The organism is Haloparvum alkalitolerans, from assembly GCF_055381565.1.
Window position 1 is genome coordinate 2,033,201 of the sequence record NZ_AP043938.1, and the last position, 12,906, is coordinate 2,046,106.

Annotated in this window: 15 protein-coding genes; 11 read left to right on the top strand and 4 right to left on the bottom strand. The window is 71.0% G+C overall.

The features are described 5' to 3' along the window. The first annotated feature begins 25 nt into the window (after positions 1-25). The 3 genes from ACZ432_RS12410 to ACZ432_RS12420 all read left to right on the top strand — a co-directional run bounded on the left by ACZ432_RS12410 (position 26) and on the right by ACZ432_RS12420 (position 885). Positions 26-187, top strand: coding sequence for a DUF7331 family protein (locus ACZ432_RS12410; protein ID WP_426962116.1), 162 nt, complete (start codon positions 26-28; stop codon positions 185-187). A gap of 154 nt (positions 188-341) precedes the next feature. Further along, the gene (locus tag ACZ432_RS12415) at positions 342-494 is read left to right on the top strand and encodes a hypothetical protein (RefSeq protein WP_426962115.1); all 153 of its coding nucleotides are present in this window, start codon (positions 342-344) and stop codon (positions 492-494) included. A 1-nt stretch (position 495) separates the two neighbouring features. Continuing rightward, entirely contained in the window at positions 496-885 is a 390-nt protein-coding gene (locus ACZ432_RS12420; protein ID WP_426962114.1) for a type II toxin-antitoxin system VapC family toxin, read from the top strand. A 100-nt stretch (positions 886-985) separates the two neighbouring features. Here the strand turns inward: ACZ432_RS12420 and dpsA are convergent, their stop codons facing one another. Further along, positions 986-1,534, bottom strand: a complete 549-nt coding sequence (dpsA, locus tag ACZ432_RS12425; RefSeq protein WP_058365320.1) for a DNA starvation/stationary phase protection protein DpsA — start codon at positions 1,532-1,534, stop codon at positions 986-988. 104 nt (positions 1,535-1,638) lie between these two features. Beyond that, positions 1,639-2,466: a carbon-nitrogen hydrolase family protein gene (locus ACZ432_RS12430; protein WP_426962113.1), complete on the bottom strand. Its 828-nt coding sequence runs from the start codon at positions 2,464-2,466 to the stop codon at positions 1,639-1,641. Positions 2,467-2,548: 82 nt separating this feature from the next. On the opposite strand from ACZ432_RS12430, the gene ACZ432_RS12435 reads away from it, so the two are divergent. From ACZ432_RS12435 to ACZ432_RS12445, 3 genes are all read left to right on the top strand, one after another. Next, complete coding sequence (locus ACZ432_RS12435) at positions 2,549-2,767, top strand: hypothetical protein (RefSeq protein WP_426962112.1); 219 nt, start codon at positions 2,549-2,551, stop codon at positions 2,765-2,767. 82 nt (positions 2,768-2,849) lie between these two features. Beyond that, entirely contained in the window at positions 2,850-4,196 is a 1,347-nt protein-coding gene (locus ACZ432_RS12440) for a HEAT repeat domain-containing protein (RefSeq protein ID WP_426962111.1), read from the top strand. A gap of 145 nt (positions 4,197-4,341) precedes the next feature. After that, on the top strand, positions 4,342-6,093 hold the full coding sequence (locus ACZ432_RS12445; RefSeq protein WP_426962110.1) for a phospholipase D-like domain-containing protein: 1,752 nt from the start codon (positions 4,342-4,344) through the stop codon (positions 6,091-6,093). Between the two features lie 88 nt (positions 6,094-6,181). On the opposite strand, the gene ACZ432_RS12450 is transcribed toward ACZ432_RS12445, so the two are convergent. After that, complete coding sequence (locus tag ACZ432_RS12450) at positions 6,182-8,155, bottom strand: DHH family phosphoesterase (protein WP_426962109.1); 1,974 nt, start codon at positions 8,153-8,155, stop codon at positions 6,182-6,184. A gap of 151 nt (positions 8,156-8,306) precedes the next feature. Here ACZ432_RS12450 and ACZ432_RS12455 point away from each other — a divergent pair, with 151 nt between their 5' ends. The 5 genes from ACZ432_RS12455 (at position 8,307) to ACZ432_RS12475 (ending at position 12,125) form a co-directional block, all read left to right on the top strand. Continuing rightward, positions 8,307-8,831: a Mov34/MPN/PAD-1 family protein gene (locus tag ACZ432_RS12455; RefSeq protein WP_058365316.1), complete on the top strand. Its 525-nt coding sequence runs from the start codon at positions 8,307-8,309 to the stop codon at positions 8,829-8,831. Next, positions 8,828-9,262 (top strand): FAD synthase family protein, encoded by a 435-nt coding sequence (locus ACZ432_RS12460; RefSeq protein ID WP_426962108.1) that lies wholly within the window; start codon positions 8,828-8,830, stop codon positions 9,260-9,262. The genes ACZ432_RS12455 and ACZ432_RS12460 overlap by 4 nt, the downstream gene beginning before the upstream one ends. Positions 9,263-9,378: 116 nt before the next feature. Next, complete coding sequence (locus tag ACZ432_RS12465) at positions 9,379-10,806, top strand: heme o synthase (RefSeq protein WP_426962107.1); 1,428 nt, start codon at positions 9,379-9,381, stop codon at positions 10,804-10,806. Positions 10,807-10,843: 37 nt separating this feature from the next. Beyond that, complete coding sequence (locus ACZ432_RS12470; RefSeq protein ID WP_426962405.1) at positions 10,844-11,500, top strand: DUF7546 family protein; 657 nt, start codon at positions 10,844-10,846, stop codon at positions 11,498-11,500. Between the two features lie 382 nt (positions 11,501-11,882). Beyond that, positions 11,883-12,125 (top strand): Rdx family protein, encoded by a 243-nt coding sequence (locus ACZ432_RS12475; RefSeq protein WP_058365313.1) that lies wholly within the window; start codon positions 11,883-11,885, stop codon positions 12,123-12,125. 29 nt (positions 12,126-12,154) lie between these two features. Here ACZ432_RS12475 and ACZ432_RS12480 read toward each other — a convergent pair whose 3' ends face one another. Then, positions 12,155-12,853 carry a class I SAM-dependent methyltransferase gene (locus ACZ432_RS12480; protein WP_426962101.1) on the bottom strand — a complete coding sequence of 233 codons (699 nt, stop codon included), beginning with the start codon at positions 12,851-12,853 and terminating at the stop codon, positions 12,155-12,157. Between the last annotated feature and the right edge of the window lie 53 nt (positions 12,854-12,906).

Sequence of the window (12,906 nt, forward strand, 5' to 3'; positions counted from 1 at the left end):
TCCGTCCCTCCCCGAGCCACCGGTAATGCCGACCGCGGACGCACCGACGACGGACTCCGAGGACCGCGACGAGGAACTGCCGGAGATCACTACCGCCTGCACCAGTCCCGACCGGACGGTCTTCTCCGAGCGGGACAACCCCGACGGCTGGATAGCGACGGACTACACCGTCGATCTCGACGAGTGATTCCGTTTTCGCTCCGGCTTCGGAGCATGGGTCTTGAATTTTCCTTGACGTGATCGGCCTGAAACCACGGAGTGGGGTCCCCGTGAGTATCGGTACGCGAGAACGTTCATCGGTAGCAGGTGGGCTTATTGCACGCCATCTCGTAAGGTGGCATATGAGCATACGCGCGACCGATCTGGCGGAGTTGTTCGGCGTCGACGTGGAGGAGGTGGACGACGACGTGCCGCTCGGGACGGCACTTCGTGGTGAATTCGCCGATGTCGAGGTGGACTCCGTGAAAGCTGTTCGCGAACTCCGAGAGCAGTAGGATGGAGCTGCTGGTCGACACGAATATTTTTGTCTCGAACTTGGTCGATGAACCGGGGCGCGGAGAGATCGCGACCGAATTGCTTGACTCCGAGCACGAGCTCTATACGACGATTCTGAACCTCATGGAACTCCGGTCCGTGTTGGTGAAAAAGAAGCGTCAGGAAGCGGACCGCGTCCGAGAGATCGTCGCCAAGATTCCCGGGACGGTTGGACTGTTGATCCCCGATGCCGGCGACATGATGGCGGCGAACAACTACCAGAACGAAACCTGGCTGTACACGATGGACGCGATCATCGCCACTCTGGCGAAGCGGAACGACCTCACGCTCGTGACGTTCGACAGCGAACTGTTGGAACACGACGCGGTCGCTCCCGAAACAGTCCTCTGATCGCCCGGGGACGACCGTCAAAAGTTCGAAGAACTGTCGAGGAACGCGTCGAAAACGCGAGCGTTCGACCGCGGCCGGACGCGTCTCGGAACGGTACCCCCTACTCCATCGAGCCCTCGGTGACGAGCGTGTCGTCCTCGAGGTAGTGCTCGATGTGGTGGCCGTGTTCCTCGACGTCCTCGAGGATCTCGCGGAGCTGCTCCTCGGTGTTGTAGTCGCCGAGGTTGTTGGCGAGGCGGATGTGCTCGCGCAGCGACTCCGTGATGTCGCCGAACATCTCGAGGTCGTGCTCCAGCGAGGTGCGGATGTCGTAGGCGTCCTTGTCCTCGGGGGTCACCGTCGCGTGCTCCTCGAAGTTGGCGCCGCCGGAGAGGGGGACGCCGCCGAGCGCCTGCGCGCGCTCCGCGAGCACGTCCGCGCCCTCTTCGAGGTCCGCGGCGACCTCGCCGAGGTAGACGTGCAGGTCGTGGAACTCCGCGCCCTCGACGATCCAGTGGTGCTTCTTGATCTGGTGGTAGAGGACGTACGTCGACGCGAGGTCGGAGTTGAGCGCGTCGATCAGCTGCTCGGCCTTCTCCTCGGGGATGCGCAGGGCCTCGCTCTCCTCGACGTCGCCGTACTGCTGGCGTGCGTGCTTCTGGGTGCTCATGACGTTTCATCGTTCGGCGGCATTGCACTTAAAGATTCCTTACTACGAAAGAGAAGTTCGCGGTTCAGAAACTTCTGTTTCAGAAAAGCGGAAACAGTGGCGCATCAGACCGACCCGACGAACGCGCGCTGTTCGCGGAGGAGGTCCTCGTCCAGCGTCGCCACGAGGTCGCGCTCGCCGCGCGCGAGCGAGCGGTGGACGACGCCGTCCGGGCGGACGACCGCGGAGCGGCCCGCGTACTCGGTCGCGGGCGCGCCCGCCACGTCGCGGGAACCGGTCCGCCCGGCGCCGACCACCCACCGGACGCCGTCGAGCGCGCGAGCGCGCAGGAGCAGGCGCCAGTTCTCGGAGTAGGCGGCGGGCCACGCGGCCGGCACCGCGAGCGCGTCGACGCGCTCCTCGGTCAGCGCCGCGCTCTCCGCGACGAAATTCAGGTCGTAGCAGGTCAACAGCGCGGTCGCGCCGGCGGCGGTCTCGACGACGACGCGCTCCTCGCCCGCGGTCAACAGGTCCGCCTCCGCGCCCCGGAGGTGCCGCTTGCGGTAGACCGCCGTCTCGTCGGCCGCGTCGCCGGCCGCATCGCCGGCGGAGTCCCTCGTGCTCGCCGGCGGGACGTGCGCGACCGCGTTGTACGTCCGCCCGTCCGTGTCCCGCTCCAGAAAGCCCGCGACGAGGGCGGTCCCTTCCTCGCGTGCGACCTCGCGGAGCCAGTGGACCGCGGTTTCCCGCTCCAGCGCCGCCTCGTGGACGCGCTCGTCGGGGACGAATCCCGTGAGCGCGTACTCCGGGAACACGGCGAGGTCGACGTCGGCAGGGAGCGCCGCGACGCGGTCGGCGATCCGCCGGCGGTTCGACTCGGGGTCGAGGTCGTCGACGTCGGTCTGGGGGACGGCGACGACGGCGTCGTCGGTCGCATCCGCGGACGCAGTCATGCGCTCGACGTCGGCCGGCAGGGCTTAATCGTTGGCGACCGGCGGTCCGGACGGACACGATGGAGCCCACGGAGCGGATCGAATGACCACGGTGGACCCACCGACGCGCGACGAGCTGTTCGAGGGCGCAGCATCGACCGACGGGCTCGACGTGGACCCGGAGGCTCTCGACCGAGAATGGGTGGCCGCGGAGGCCGCCGCGACCTTCTCGCTGACCCCCGCCGAGGCGGAGGCGTGGATCGCCGAGGACGGTGTCGGCGCGGTCTACGCCCGGATACAGGCGTACTGGGGAGCGCTGTGAGATGCGGTCGTGTTCTCGGTCACGCCCGGTCGCGCGGGCGAAGGGAAACGTCCTTATGGGCTTCGCACGGAGAATCGAGCATATGAGCAACGGCGACGACGAGGCGGCCGACGCGCCCGAGGAGGCGGCGGAGGACGGCGCTGCGGACGCGGACGCCGAGGAGGCGACCGCCCCGGCGCTCCCCGACGAGGTCACCGAAGAGTCCCTGAACGAGTACCTCGACGAGATCGCCGAACGACTCGACGAGGCGGAGACCGAGGCGGACCTCGACGACGTCGAGGCGCTGATCGACGACGCCGAGGCCGGTATCGAGGAGGCGGACCTCCCCGAGCCGGACGAGGACGACGAGGACGCCGAGGACCCGCGCGCCGACCTGGAGTCGCGCGTCGAGGACCTCCGGAGCGACCTCGAGGACGCCCGCGGCCCCTACGCCGAGGACGTGGTCGCGGACGTCGAGGCGGCGGTCGAGACGGTCGAGAGCACCGAGTGGACCGCGGACGGCCTCGGTGACGCCGCCGACGCGGTCGAGGCGTTCGCGGCGACCGTCGGCGACGAGCTCGGCGTGGAGGTCGAACTCGAGGACGACGAGGTCGAGGCGCTGACGCTCGCGCTCGACTCGCTCGCGGAGGCGGTCGACGACGCCGACCTCGACCCCGACGACGATGCGGAGACGATCGCGGCCCTCGTCGAGGCGACGGACGCCCTCGAAGCCGGGCTCGACGAGGCCGAGGAGTGGGACGACCTGGAGACGAACGAGCAGCTGATGGCGCAGGGCTACTACGACGTGCTCGGCCACTACAAGGACTACCCGCCGGAGTGGTCGGCGCTGAAGGTCCACGAGCGCGAGGGCAACACGGACATGGTGCTGCTGGCGCTGAACTCGCTGCAGTCCGAGTTCATGGAGCGGCACTGTCTGGAGTCGCTCCAGCGGATGGGCAAGCGCGCCGCCACCGAGGAGGCCGTCGACCAGATGCTCGACCGCGCCGGGAAGCGCGACCAGCCCGCGATCCGCATCCTCGGCAAGATGGCCGCCGAGGAGGCGACGGAGACGCTCGTCGAGTACGTCGACGAGGACTCCAACCCGCAGCTCCAGAAGGTGACGTTCAAGGCGCTCGGCGAGATCGGGGCCGCGGAGGCGGTCCAGCCGCTCGCGAACAAGCTGGAGATGGAGGACGACAACGTCCGCCCGTACGCCGCCCGCGCGCTCGGGCTCATCGGGGACGCGCGCGCGGTCGACCCCCTCGCGGACGCGCTCGCCGAGGACGACTCCGACGACGTGCGCGCCGCGGCCGCGTGGGCGCTCCGCCAGATCGGCACCCGCGAGGCGCTGGAGGCCGCCGCGGAGTACGCCGACGAACGCGTCTTCATCGTCCAGACGGAGGCCGAGAAGGCCGCCGACGCGCTCGACGAGGCCGCACAGCCGGCCTGAGCGGCGCCGAACCCCGCGCGATTCCTCTCATCTTTCCGTCCGTTTTCTCACCTCTCTTCCCTTCCGTTCCCTTCACCCGGCTACGATCCCTCTCCGTCGCGTTTCCGACCCGGGCCCTTTTGAACGAAGCCGCGCCAGACCCCCCGTGCGTCTGCCGGACGAGAGCGAGCGGTTCGAGCGTCCCGACTCCGCGCCCGACCGCGCCCGGGGAGCCGCGGCGCTGCGCGTGGCCGCTGCCGTCGCGGTGCTGGTCGCGACCCTGCTCGCGACCGGCGGAGCCACCGCACCGGGCGCCGCGGAGCCTCGTCAGGAATCCCCTGCAGCAGCCGGCGCGCCCGCCGCGCCCGAGACGGCGACCGTCCGCGAGCTCTATCCGAACCCGGTCGCGGACGGGAACGCCGGCGAGTACCTGATCGTCGACCTTCCACGCCCCGGCAACTGGAGCCTCTCGGACGGCTACCACGAGACGCCGCTCCCGGCGGGCGTGACCGGCCGCGTCGCGCTCTCGCGTGAGCCGGCCATCGCGAGCGACCACGTCGACCGCCGCGTCTATCGGCTTCCGGAGCCGTTCCCGCTGTCCGCCGCCGGCGACCGGATCGCCCTCAGGCACGGCACGGAGACCGTGGACGCGGTCGCCTACGAGCGCGCCCGCGAGGCCGCGGTCTGGAACCGGTCGTGGTCGCGTTCGGACGCCGACCACGCGGCCGCGAGCGCGCATGCCGAGCCGAGCGATCCCGACGATCCGGGTTGGCGACCCTACGGATTCCGGCCGCGCGAGCCGGTCTCGACCGGGTCGACGAACGGAACGGCGTTCGTGCTCCCCGACGCCCCCGAGGAGCCGGTCGCCCCGCTTGTTGACGCCGAGGACCGCCTCTACGTCGCGGCGTACACCTTCGACTCGGCGCGCGTGACGGACGCGCTGGTGGCGGCCGCGGAGCGCGGCGCCGACGCCCGGTTGCTGCTCGAGGGGTCCCCCGTGGGCGGCTTCCCCGCCGCGAGCGAACCGCACCTCGACAGGCTCGCGGCCGCGGGCGTCGAGGTTCGGGTCCTCGACGGTCCCCGGACGCGGTTCGCGTTCCATCACGCCAAGTACGCCGTCGCCGACGACCGGGCAGTGGTGTTGACCGAGAACTGGAAGCCCGCGGGCACCGGCGGAGCCGGGAGCCGCGGCTGGGGCGTCACGCTCCGGGACCGCAAAACCGCGGACGAACTCGCGGCGCTATTCGAGCGCGACGCCACCGCGGTCGACGCGCGGCCGTGGGGGCGGTTCGCCGCGAACGCGAGCTTCCACGGGGACGGCCCGGCGTCGGGATCGTACCCGGCACGCTTCGACCCGGCGACGTTCGCGGACGCCCGCATTGAGGTGCTGACTGCGCCGGGCAACGCCGAGGACCGCGTCGTCGCCAGGGTCGATGCGGCCGACGAGCGCGTGCTCGGCGTCGTCCCGCGGACCGGCGGCAGGGACCAGCGGATCGTCCGCGCGCTCGGCCGGGCGACCGACCGCGGCGTCGAGACGCGACTGCTGCTCTCGGGCGCGTGGTACGACCGCGAGGAGAACGCGGCGCTCGCCGAGCACCTCTCCGCGGATCGGGGGGTCGCCGCCGGCGTGGCGGACGGGCGCGGCCGCTACGCCAAACTCCACGCGAAGGGACTGGTGATCGACGACACCGCCGTCATCGGGAGCCTCAACTGGAACGACGCGGCGGCCGGTCGCAACCGCGAGGTGCTCGTCGCCGTCGAACACCCGGCGGTCGCCGACTTCCTCGCGCAGGTGATCGCGGCCGACGCCAGCGGCGGAACGCGTCGGCTCCCGGTCGCCCTGCTCGGGGGCGTCCTCGTCGCGCTCTGCGGTGCGGGGACGCTGGCGCGGCGGCGAGTCCGGTTCGCGGACCGCTGACCGAGGACCAGTCGGCCGCGACCGGGACAGAAAACCACCGGCCGCGACCGGGACAAAAATAGCGGCGGGACCGCGGGGTCCGACCGTCCTACTCGTCGCCGACGATGGTGCTCGACAGCGCCTCGTCGATCTCCGCGTCGGCCATCTTCTCGACGAGCGCCTCGATCACGGGTTGGCGGCGCCCCTTCACGAACTTGATCGAACCGACGACGAGGTGGCCGCCGCCCGAGACGCCGGCCTCGGGCAGCTCCTCGTTCAGCTCGGTCACCATGTTCGGGATGTCGAGGCGGACGCCGTCCGAGCGGAGGACGGAGAAGTCCGGCCCGTAGCCGATGGTGATGACGGGGTCGCCGGTCTCCTGCACCTTCGTGTCGTGCAGTTCGCCGGTGGTCTTGCCCGGCGCGGGGTAGGTGAACCGGTGGGCGTACTCGTCGAGGTCGATGCGGTAGAGGTGCGCTCCCGACGCGAGCCGCTCGTGTTCGACGTGTTCCTCGACCGCGTCGAGCTGTTCTTCGACGTCGCGTTCGGCGCGCTCCGCGAGGAAGTCGACCAGCTCCGCGTGGCGGGCCTCGTCGTCGCAGCCGACGTTGAGCACGTCGTTGACGAGCGTCTTGCCCTCGGAGTAGCGGAGCCAGTGGGCGGCGTAGTCGAGCGCCTCGCCGATGTCCAGCAGGTCGTCGCGGTCGTAGCCCGCCTCGGCGGCCAGGTCGACGTAGTCGTCCATCGCCTCGGCCTTCGAGCGGTCCGAGAGCCCGGCGACCGCGGGGACGTGTTCGAGCTCCTCGGTGAGCGAGGGGTCGATGAGGCGGGCGAGTTCGACGCACATCATGCCCGTCGTGACGCGGTAGTCCTCGCCGTGCGTGTAGGGGTTGACGTGGGCGTCAAGCAGGGGGTCGACCGCCTCCGGGTCCGGGTGGTGGTGGTCGACGACGGCGATGGGGATGTCGTAGTGCGCGAGGTTCTCGTAGGCGGGCACGTCCTCCTCGGTGGAGCCGTTGTCCAACATCAGCAGGAACGGGAGCTTCTGGCCGTGGCGGGCCTGCCCCTCCAGCGCGAAGTTGAGGTCGCGCGTCACGTCCTCCATCTCGTAGAAGGGGGCCTTGCTCGGCAGGCGCTTGAACAGGTGCCGCGGCGCGTCGGTGTCCTCGTGGACCTCGCTGACGAACGTCTCTAACGCGAGCTGGACCGGGATGGCGGCGCACATGCCGTCGCCGTCCGCGTGGTGGCGCACGCGGATGGGGCGACCCGAGAGCACCGTGCGGCGGAGCAGCCGCGCGACCTCGCGGAGCTCCTCGTGGATCGGCTCGAACGCCTCCCACTCCACGAGCGGCTCGACGTCGGCCGGGGCGGCGCGCTCGTCGAGCGCCTCCTCGAACCGCTCGCGGGCCTCCTCGCGGCGGTCGCCCTCGAGTCCCGTCAGCGAGTCGACCTCGATCTGGATCGCGTCCTCGCGCGTCTCGACGGTGCCCGCGACGTGGACCATCTGCCCGACCTCGATCTCGGGGTACGCGCGGACGCCCGCCTCCTCGAAGGCGGCACAGGAGACGATCCCGGTGCCGTCCGCGACCGCGAATATCGTCGGGCCGCCGGTCTGTTTGGCCTGCACGACCTCGCCCTCGACGGTGACCTCGTCGCCGGCGGTGAGCCCGCGGACGCGGGTGATCGTCGGCTCGTGGGCGACCGCGACCGTGTGGTAGTCGTCGAGGTCGACGTCGTCGAAGGCCACGTCGCCGTTCTCCTTCACTTCGGTCAGCTCGACGACGAGCTCGTCGCCGACCGCGTAATCGCCGTCGAGCGAGGACTCGTGGACCAGCCCCGAGACCGCCTCGGAGACGTCGACGAAGACCCCGTAGTCGACCACGCCGTTCACCTCGGCGAGGTAGTACGCGCCCGTCTCCACGTCGGTCAGCGTGCAGTCGGGGGCGAGGTCGTGGACGACGTGTTCGCCGTTCTCCGGCGCCTCGTTCTCTGCCGCATCCGTCGTCGCCTCGCCGCCGTCGGCTCGAACCGCGGGACTCGAATCGTCCCGCACGCCGGAACACCCGGCGGAGTTGTCGGTCATGTAGCGAAGTAGGTCGGCGGCCGGTGTTAAGCTTTTTATATCGCTTTCGCGGCTCGTCCGGGGAACGGTCGGTTCGTCGGGGAGTCCGACCGAGGGCGGCGCGGTCGGCCCTTCCGGAACCCTTGTAAGGAGCGCCGACCCACGTCCACGCATGCGCCTGTTCCGGTCGAGCGAACTCCTCGGGATCGCCCGGGAAACGATGGAGTTCGTGCTCGAAGCGTGCGAGGACACCCACCCCAACGAGTACATGGGCTTCCTCCGCGCGGAGGACGCCCGCACGCTCGGCCTCGACCGGGACGGACAGGTGATCACCGACGTGCTCGTCATCCCCGGCACGGAGTCGAGCCCCGTGAGCGCCACCGTGCGGACGAACATGAAGCCGAACGACGCCCGCGCCGTGGGGTCGGTCCACTCCCACCCCAACGGCGCCCTCCACCCGAGCGACGCCGACCTCGCGACGTTCGGACAGGGCGAGGTCCACGTCATCGTCGGCGCGCCCTACGGCTGGGGCGACTGGAAGGCGTTCGACAACGAGGGCGACCCCACGACGCTGGACGTGCTCGACGTGGAACTGCCCGACGACGCCTTCTTCGACTTCACGCAGGCGGACATCGACGCCGAGCTGCGCGAGGAGCGCGAGGACGACCGCGGCGGTATCCTCTCGTGGTTCCGATGACGCGGGTGCTCGCGCAGGGGACCTTCGACATCCTCCATCCCGGCCACGTCCACTACCTCTCCGACGCCGCCGCCCGCGGCGACGAACTGTACGTCATCGTCGCCCGCGGCGCCAACGTGACCCACAAGGAGCCGCCGGTCCTGCCGGACCGCCAGCGCCGCGACATGGTCGCCGCCCTCGAGGTCGTCGACGAGGCCCGTCTCGGCCACGAGTCGGACATCTTCGTCCCGGTCGCGGAGATCGACCCCGACGTGATCGTCTTGGGCTACGACCAGCACCACGACGAGGACGCCATCGCGGCCGCGCTCGACGACCGCGGGATCGACTGCGAGGTCGCGCGCGCAAGCCCCCGCGATCCGGCCTACGAGGGCGAGCTCCTCTCGACCGGTCGGATCGTCGACCGGATCCTGAAGCGGCGCGGCGCGGAGTAGCCGACCGGCGGTCGTCCCCTCCCGCACCGTCCGCGAGCCTCGGCCCCCGAACGGTCCCTTCCAGCGCGCCGGGAGGAAGCGCGGAACCTATATGGAGCGGTTCCCAACCCCCGACAGTGACTGTCCCCGATCGGTTCCCCGGCCTCCTCGCCGCCGCCGCGATGGGCGTCTACCTGCTGCTCGTGGTGGGGGCGACGACGGCCGTCACGGACGCGGCCGCCGCCTGCGGCGCGTGGCCGGCCTGCGGGTCCGGCTGGGCGCTTCCCGCGGAGGCCGCCGGCTGGGTCGCGCTCGGCCACCGCGCCGTCGCGGCGGTCGTCGGCGCGCTCGTCGTCGCGGCCGCCGCGGCCGCCTGGCTCGGCGACGAGCGCCGCCGCGTCCGCGCCGCCCTCGCGGTCGCCGTCCTGCTGTACCCCGCGCAGGTTGCCCTCGGCGCCGTCGTCGCGGTCGAGGGCGCCTCCGCGGTCGTCTCCGCGGTCCACCTGCTGGCGGGGGTCGTCATCTTCGGCGGCCTCCTCGCCGCGCTGGCGTGGTGGTTGGAGGCGGAGACGGGCGACCCCGACGACGATCCCGCGATGACCGAAGCGGACCTCGAACCTAACTTCGATGACGTACAGGACCACGCGGGCGACGACGGTCCCGGAACGCCGGCCGCGGTCCCGACGGAGCCGTGGCCGCGCGCGAAGGCGACCGCGGCCGCGTACTTCCGCCTGATGAAGCCGCGGCTGATGTGGCTGCTCTGTCTGGTTGCCGCGGCCGCGATGGCGCTGGCTGGCGGCCCCGGATTCACCGTCCGCACGGTGGCGACGACGCTCGTCGCCGGTTCGCTGGCCATCGGCGCCTCGGGGACGTTCAACCACGTCCTCGAGCGCGACGTGGACCGCAAGATGCAGCGTACCTCGGACCGCCCGCTTGCGGTCGACCTCGTGCCGGTCCGGAACGCCGTGGCGTTCGGCCTGACGCTGACCGCCGTCTCCGTCGGCCTGTTCTGGTCGATAAACCCGCTGGCGGCCGCGCTCGGCCTGCTGGCGATCCTGTTCTACAGCGTCGTCTACACGCTCCTGTTGAAGCCGAACACGGTCCAGAACACGGTGATCGGCGGGGCGGCCGGCGCGCTCCCGGCGCTGATCGGCTGGGCGGCGGTGACCGGCGAGGTGGGCGGCGGCGGGCTGCTGCTCGCGGCGCTCATCTTCCTGTGGACGCCGGCACACTTCTACAACCTCGCGTTAGCCTACCGCGACGACTACGAGGCCGGCGGCTTCCCGATGATGCCGGTGGTCCGCGGCGAGACGGCGACGCACCGCCACATCCTCTGGTACCTCGGCGCGACCTACGTCGCGGCCGCGGTGCTCGCCGCGACCGCGGACGCGCTCGGCCTGTTGTACGTCGGCACGGGCGTGGCGCTCGGCGCGGTGTTCCTCTGGGCGGTCGTCCGCCTCCACTACGAGCGGAGCGAGACGGCCGCCTTCCGCGCGTTCCACGCCTCGAACGCCTACCTCGGCCTGCTGCTTCTGGCCGTGGTCCTCGACTCGCTGGTGGTCTGACGTGGCGGGACGCGACTCCGCGGCGCCGCTCGCGTCGCTGCGCGCACGCCTCGACGACGGGCCGGTCGACCTCCGGACGCTCCTGATCGCGGCCGTCGTGCTCAACGCGGAGCTGTTGTTCGTGGTGCTGTACGCCGCCTTCTCGAACGCGACGATCACCGCGCCGCGGTACATCCTCTACGGGCTGACGTGGGTGAACGTCGGCGCGCTGGTGCTGTGGCGGGTGCGGCCGCCCGCTGGCTACGACTTCGAGACGCGACGGCGCGCGCTCGCGGTCGCCGCCGGCTACTTCGCGCTGTTGGCCTTCTTCGGCGGGATGGTCGGCATCGGCGTCCCGCCCGACTTCGTCGACCTCCGGATCGCGTGGCTCCCGCCGGGATGGGGGCCGGCCCTGGTGTGGGCCACCGAGTACCTGACGATCGTGGTGATGCCGGCGTACCTGGTGGGCTACACCGCGCTCGCGTACCTGCTGTACATCACGGCACTGGAGGCGTCCGGTTCGGTCGTCGCGGGCGTGGTGGGGCTGTTCTCCTGCGTCTCCTGTACCCTCCCCATCGTCGCCGCGCTGGTCTCGTCGTTCCTCGGCGGGACGGGGATCGTCGCCGCGACCGCGCTCGACGCCTCCTACGGCGCCTCGACCGCGGTGTTCCTGGTCACGGTCGCGCTGCTGTACTGGCGGCCGGGCTTCCGGTAGTCGGCTAGACAAGGCGACCACGGCCGGGACAGAAATAGCCCGGCACAGGGACAGAAATAGCCCGACACAGGGACAGAAATAGCCCGACACAGGGACAGAAATAGCCCGACACAGGGACAGAAATAGCCCGACACAGGGACAGAAATAGCCCGACACAGGGACAGAAATAGCCCGACACAGGGACAGAAATAGCCCGACACAGGGACAGAAATAGCCCGACACAGGGACAGAAATAGCCCGACACAGGGACAGAAATAGCCCGACACAGGGACAGAAATAGCCCGACACAGGGACAGAAATGGCCTGACGCGAGCGTGCGGAGAACGCGGCCGGCCAGCCCGGTTCGCGGACGCTTATGCCGCTGGCGGCCCAACGCGGGACCATGACCCGAGTCGAGGTCGAGTACTGCGTACCGTGCGGCATGCTGAACCGAGCACAGGACGTGGCGGGCGCCATCCTCCAGCAGTTCGGGGAGGAGGTCGAGGAGGTCTCGCTCGTCACCGGCGACGACGGCGTGTTCGTCGTCCGCGCGGACGGCGAGGTCGTCTTCGACAAGACCGAGGACGAGTTCGACGTGGACGCCATCGTCCGCGGCGTGCGGCCGTACGTTGGCGCGGAAGCGTAGGCTTCGACGCCCGGCGTCCGGATTTTTCTTCAGCGGTCGAGCCGACAGGACAGCAGCGCCCACGCTCCGCCGCCGAGCTCGTCGCCGGTCGTGCGCTCCTCGCGGACCGAGAACCCGGCGTCGCGGAGGTGCTCGCGGGTCGCCTCGAGCGCGGGGAAGCTCCACTCCATCGCGGCGCCGGCGTCGAGCCAGTCGTCGTTGCGGCCGGCCCACGCCTCGCGGCCGGCGGTGAGGAGCAGCCGGCCGCCGGGCCGGAGGACGCGCGCGAACTCCCGGTAGACGTCGGGGTGGTCCGCGGTCGGGACGTGGATCACCGAGTGGAACGCGGTGACGGCGTCGACCGCGTCGTCCGCGACCGGGAGGGACGTCAGGTCGCCCGCGGCGACCGGCGCGTGACGGCGCGCGAGGCGGAGCTGCGCCATGGACAGGTCCACCCCGACCGCCTCGACTCGGTCCTCGTCCACGAACGCCTCCAGCACCGCGCGGCCGGCGCCGCAGCCGGCGTCGAGCAGGCTGACCCGCTCCGTCGCGGCGCCGTCGTCGCGGGACGCCGCCTCCTCGGCCAGTCGCTCGCGGAGGTCGCTCACGGCCGCGCGCTCGACCGCGTCCGGTTCGCGCGCCGCGTCGTAGGCGGCCGCGAGCGCGTCGTACCCCTCGCGGACCGTCTCCCTGTCCGCTTCGGCTGCCCCGTCCGCTCCGCCGGTTCCGTCGGCTCCGTCGTCGCTCACGGCCGGGCGTTCAGCCGGTCCCCTCAAGGCTCTTGTCCCGGCGTGCGAGTCGG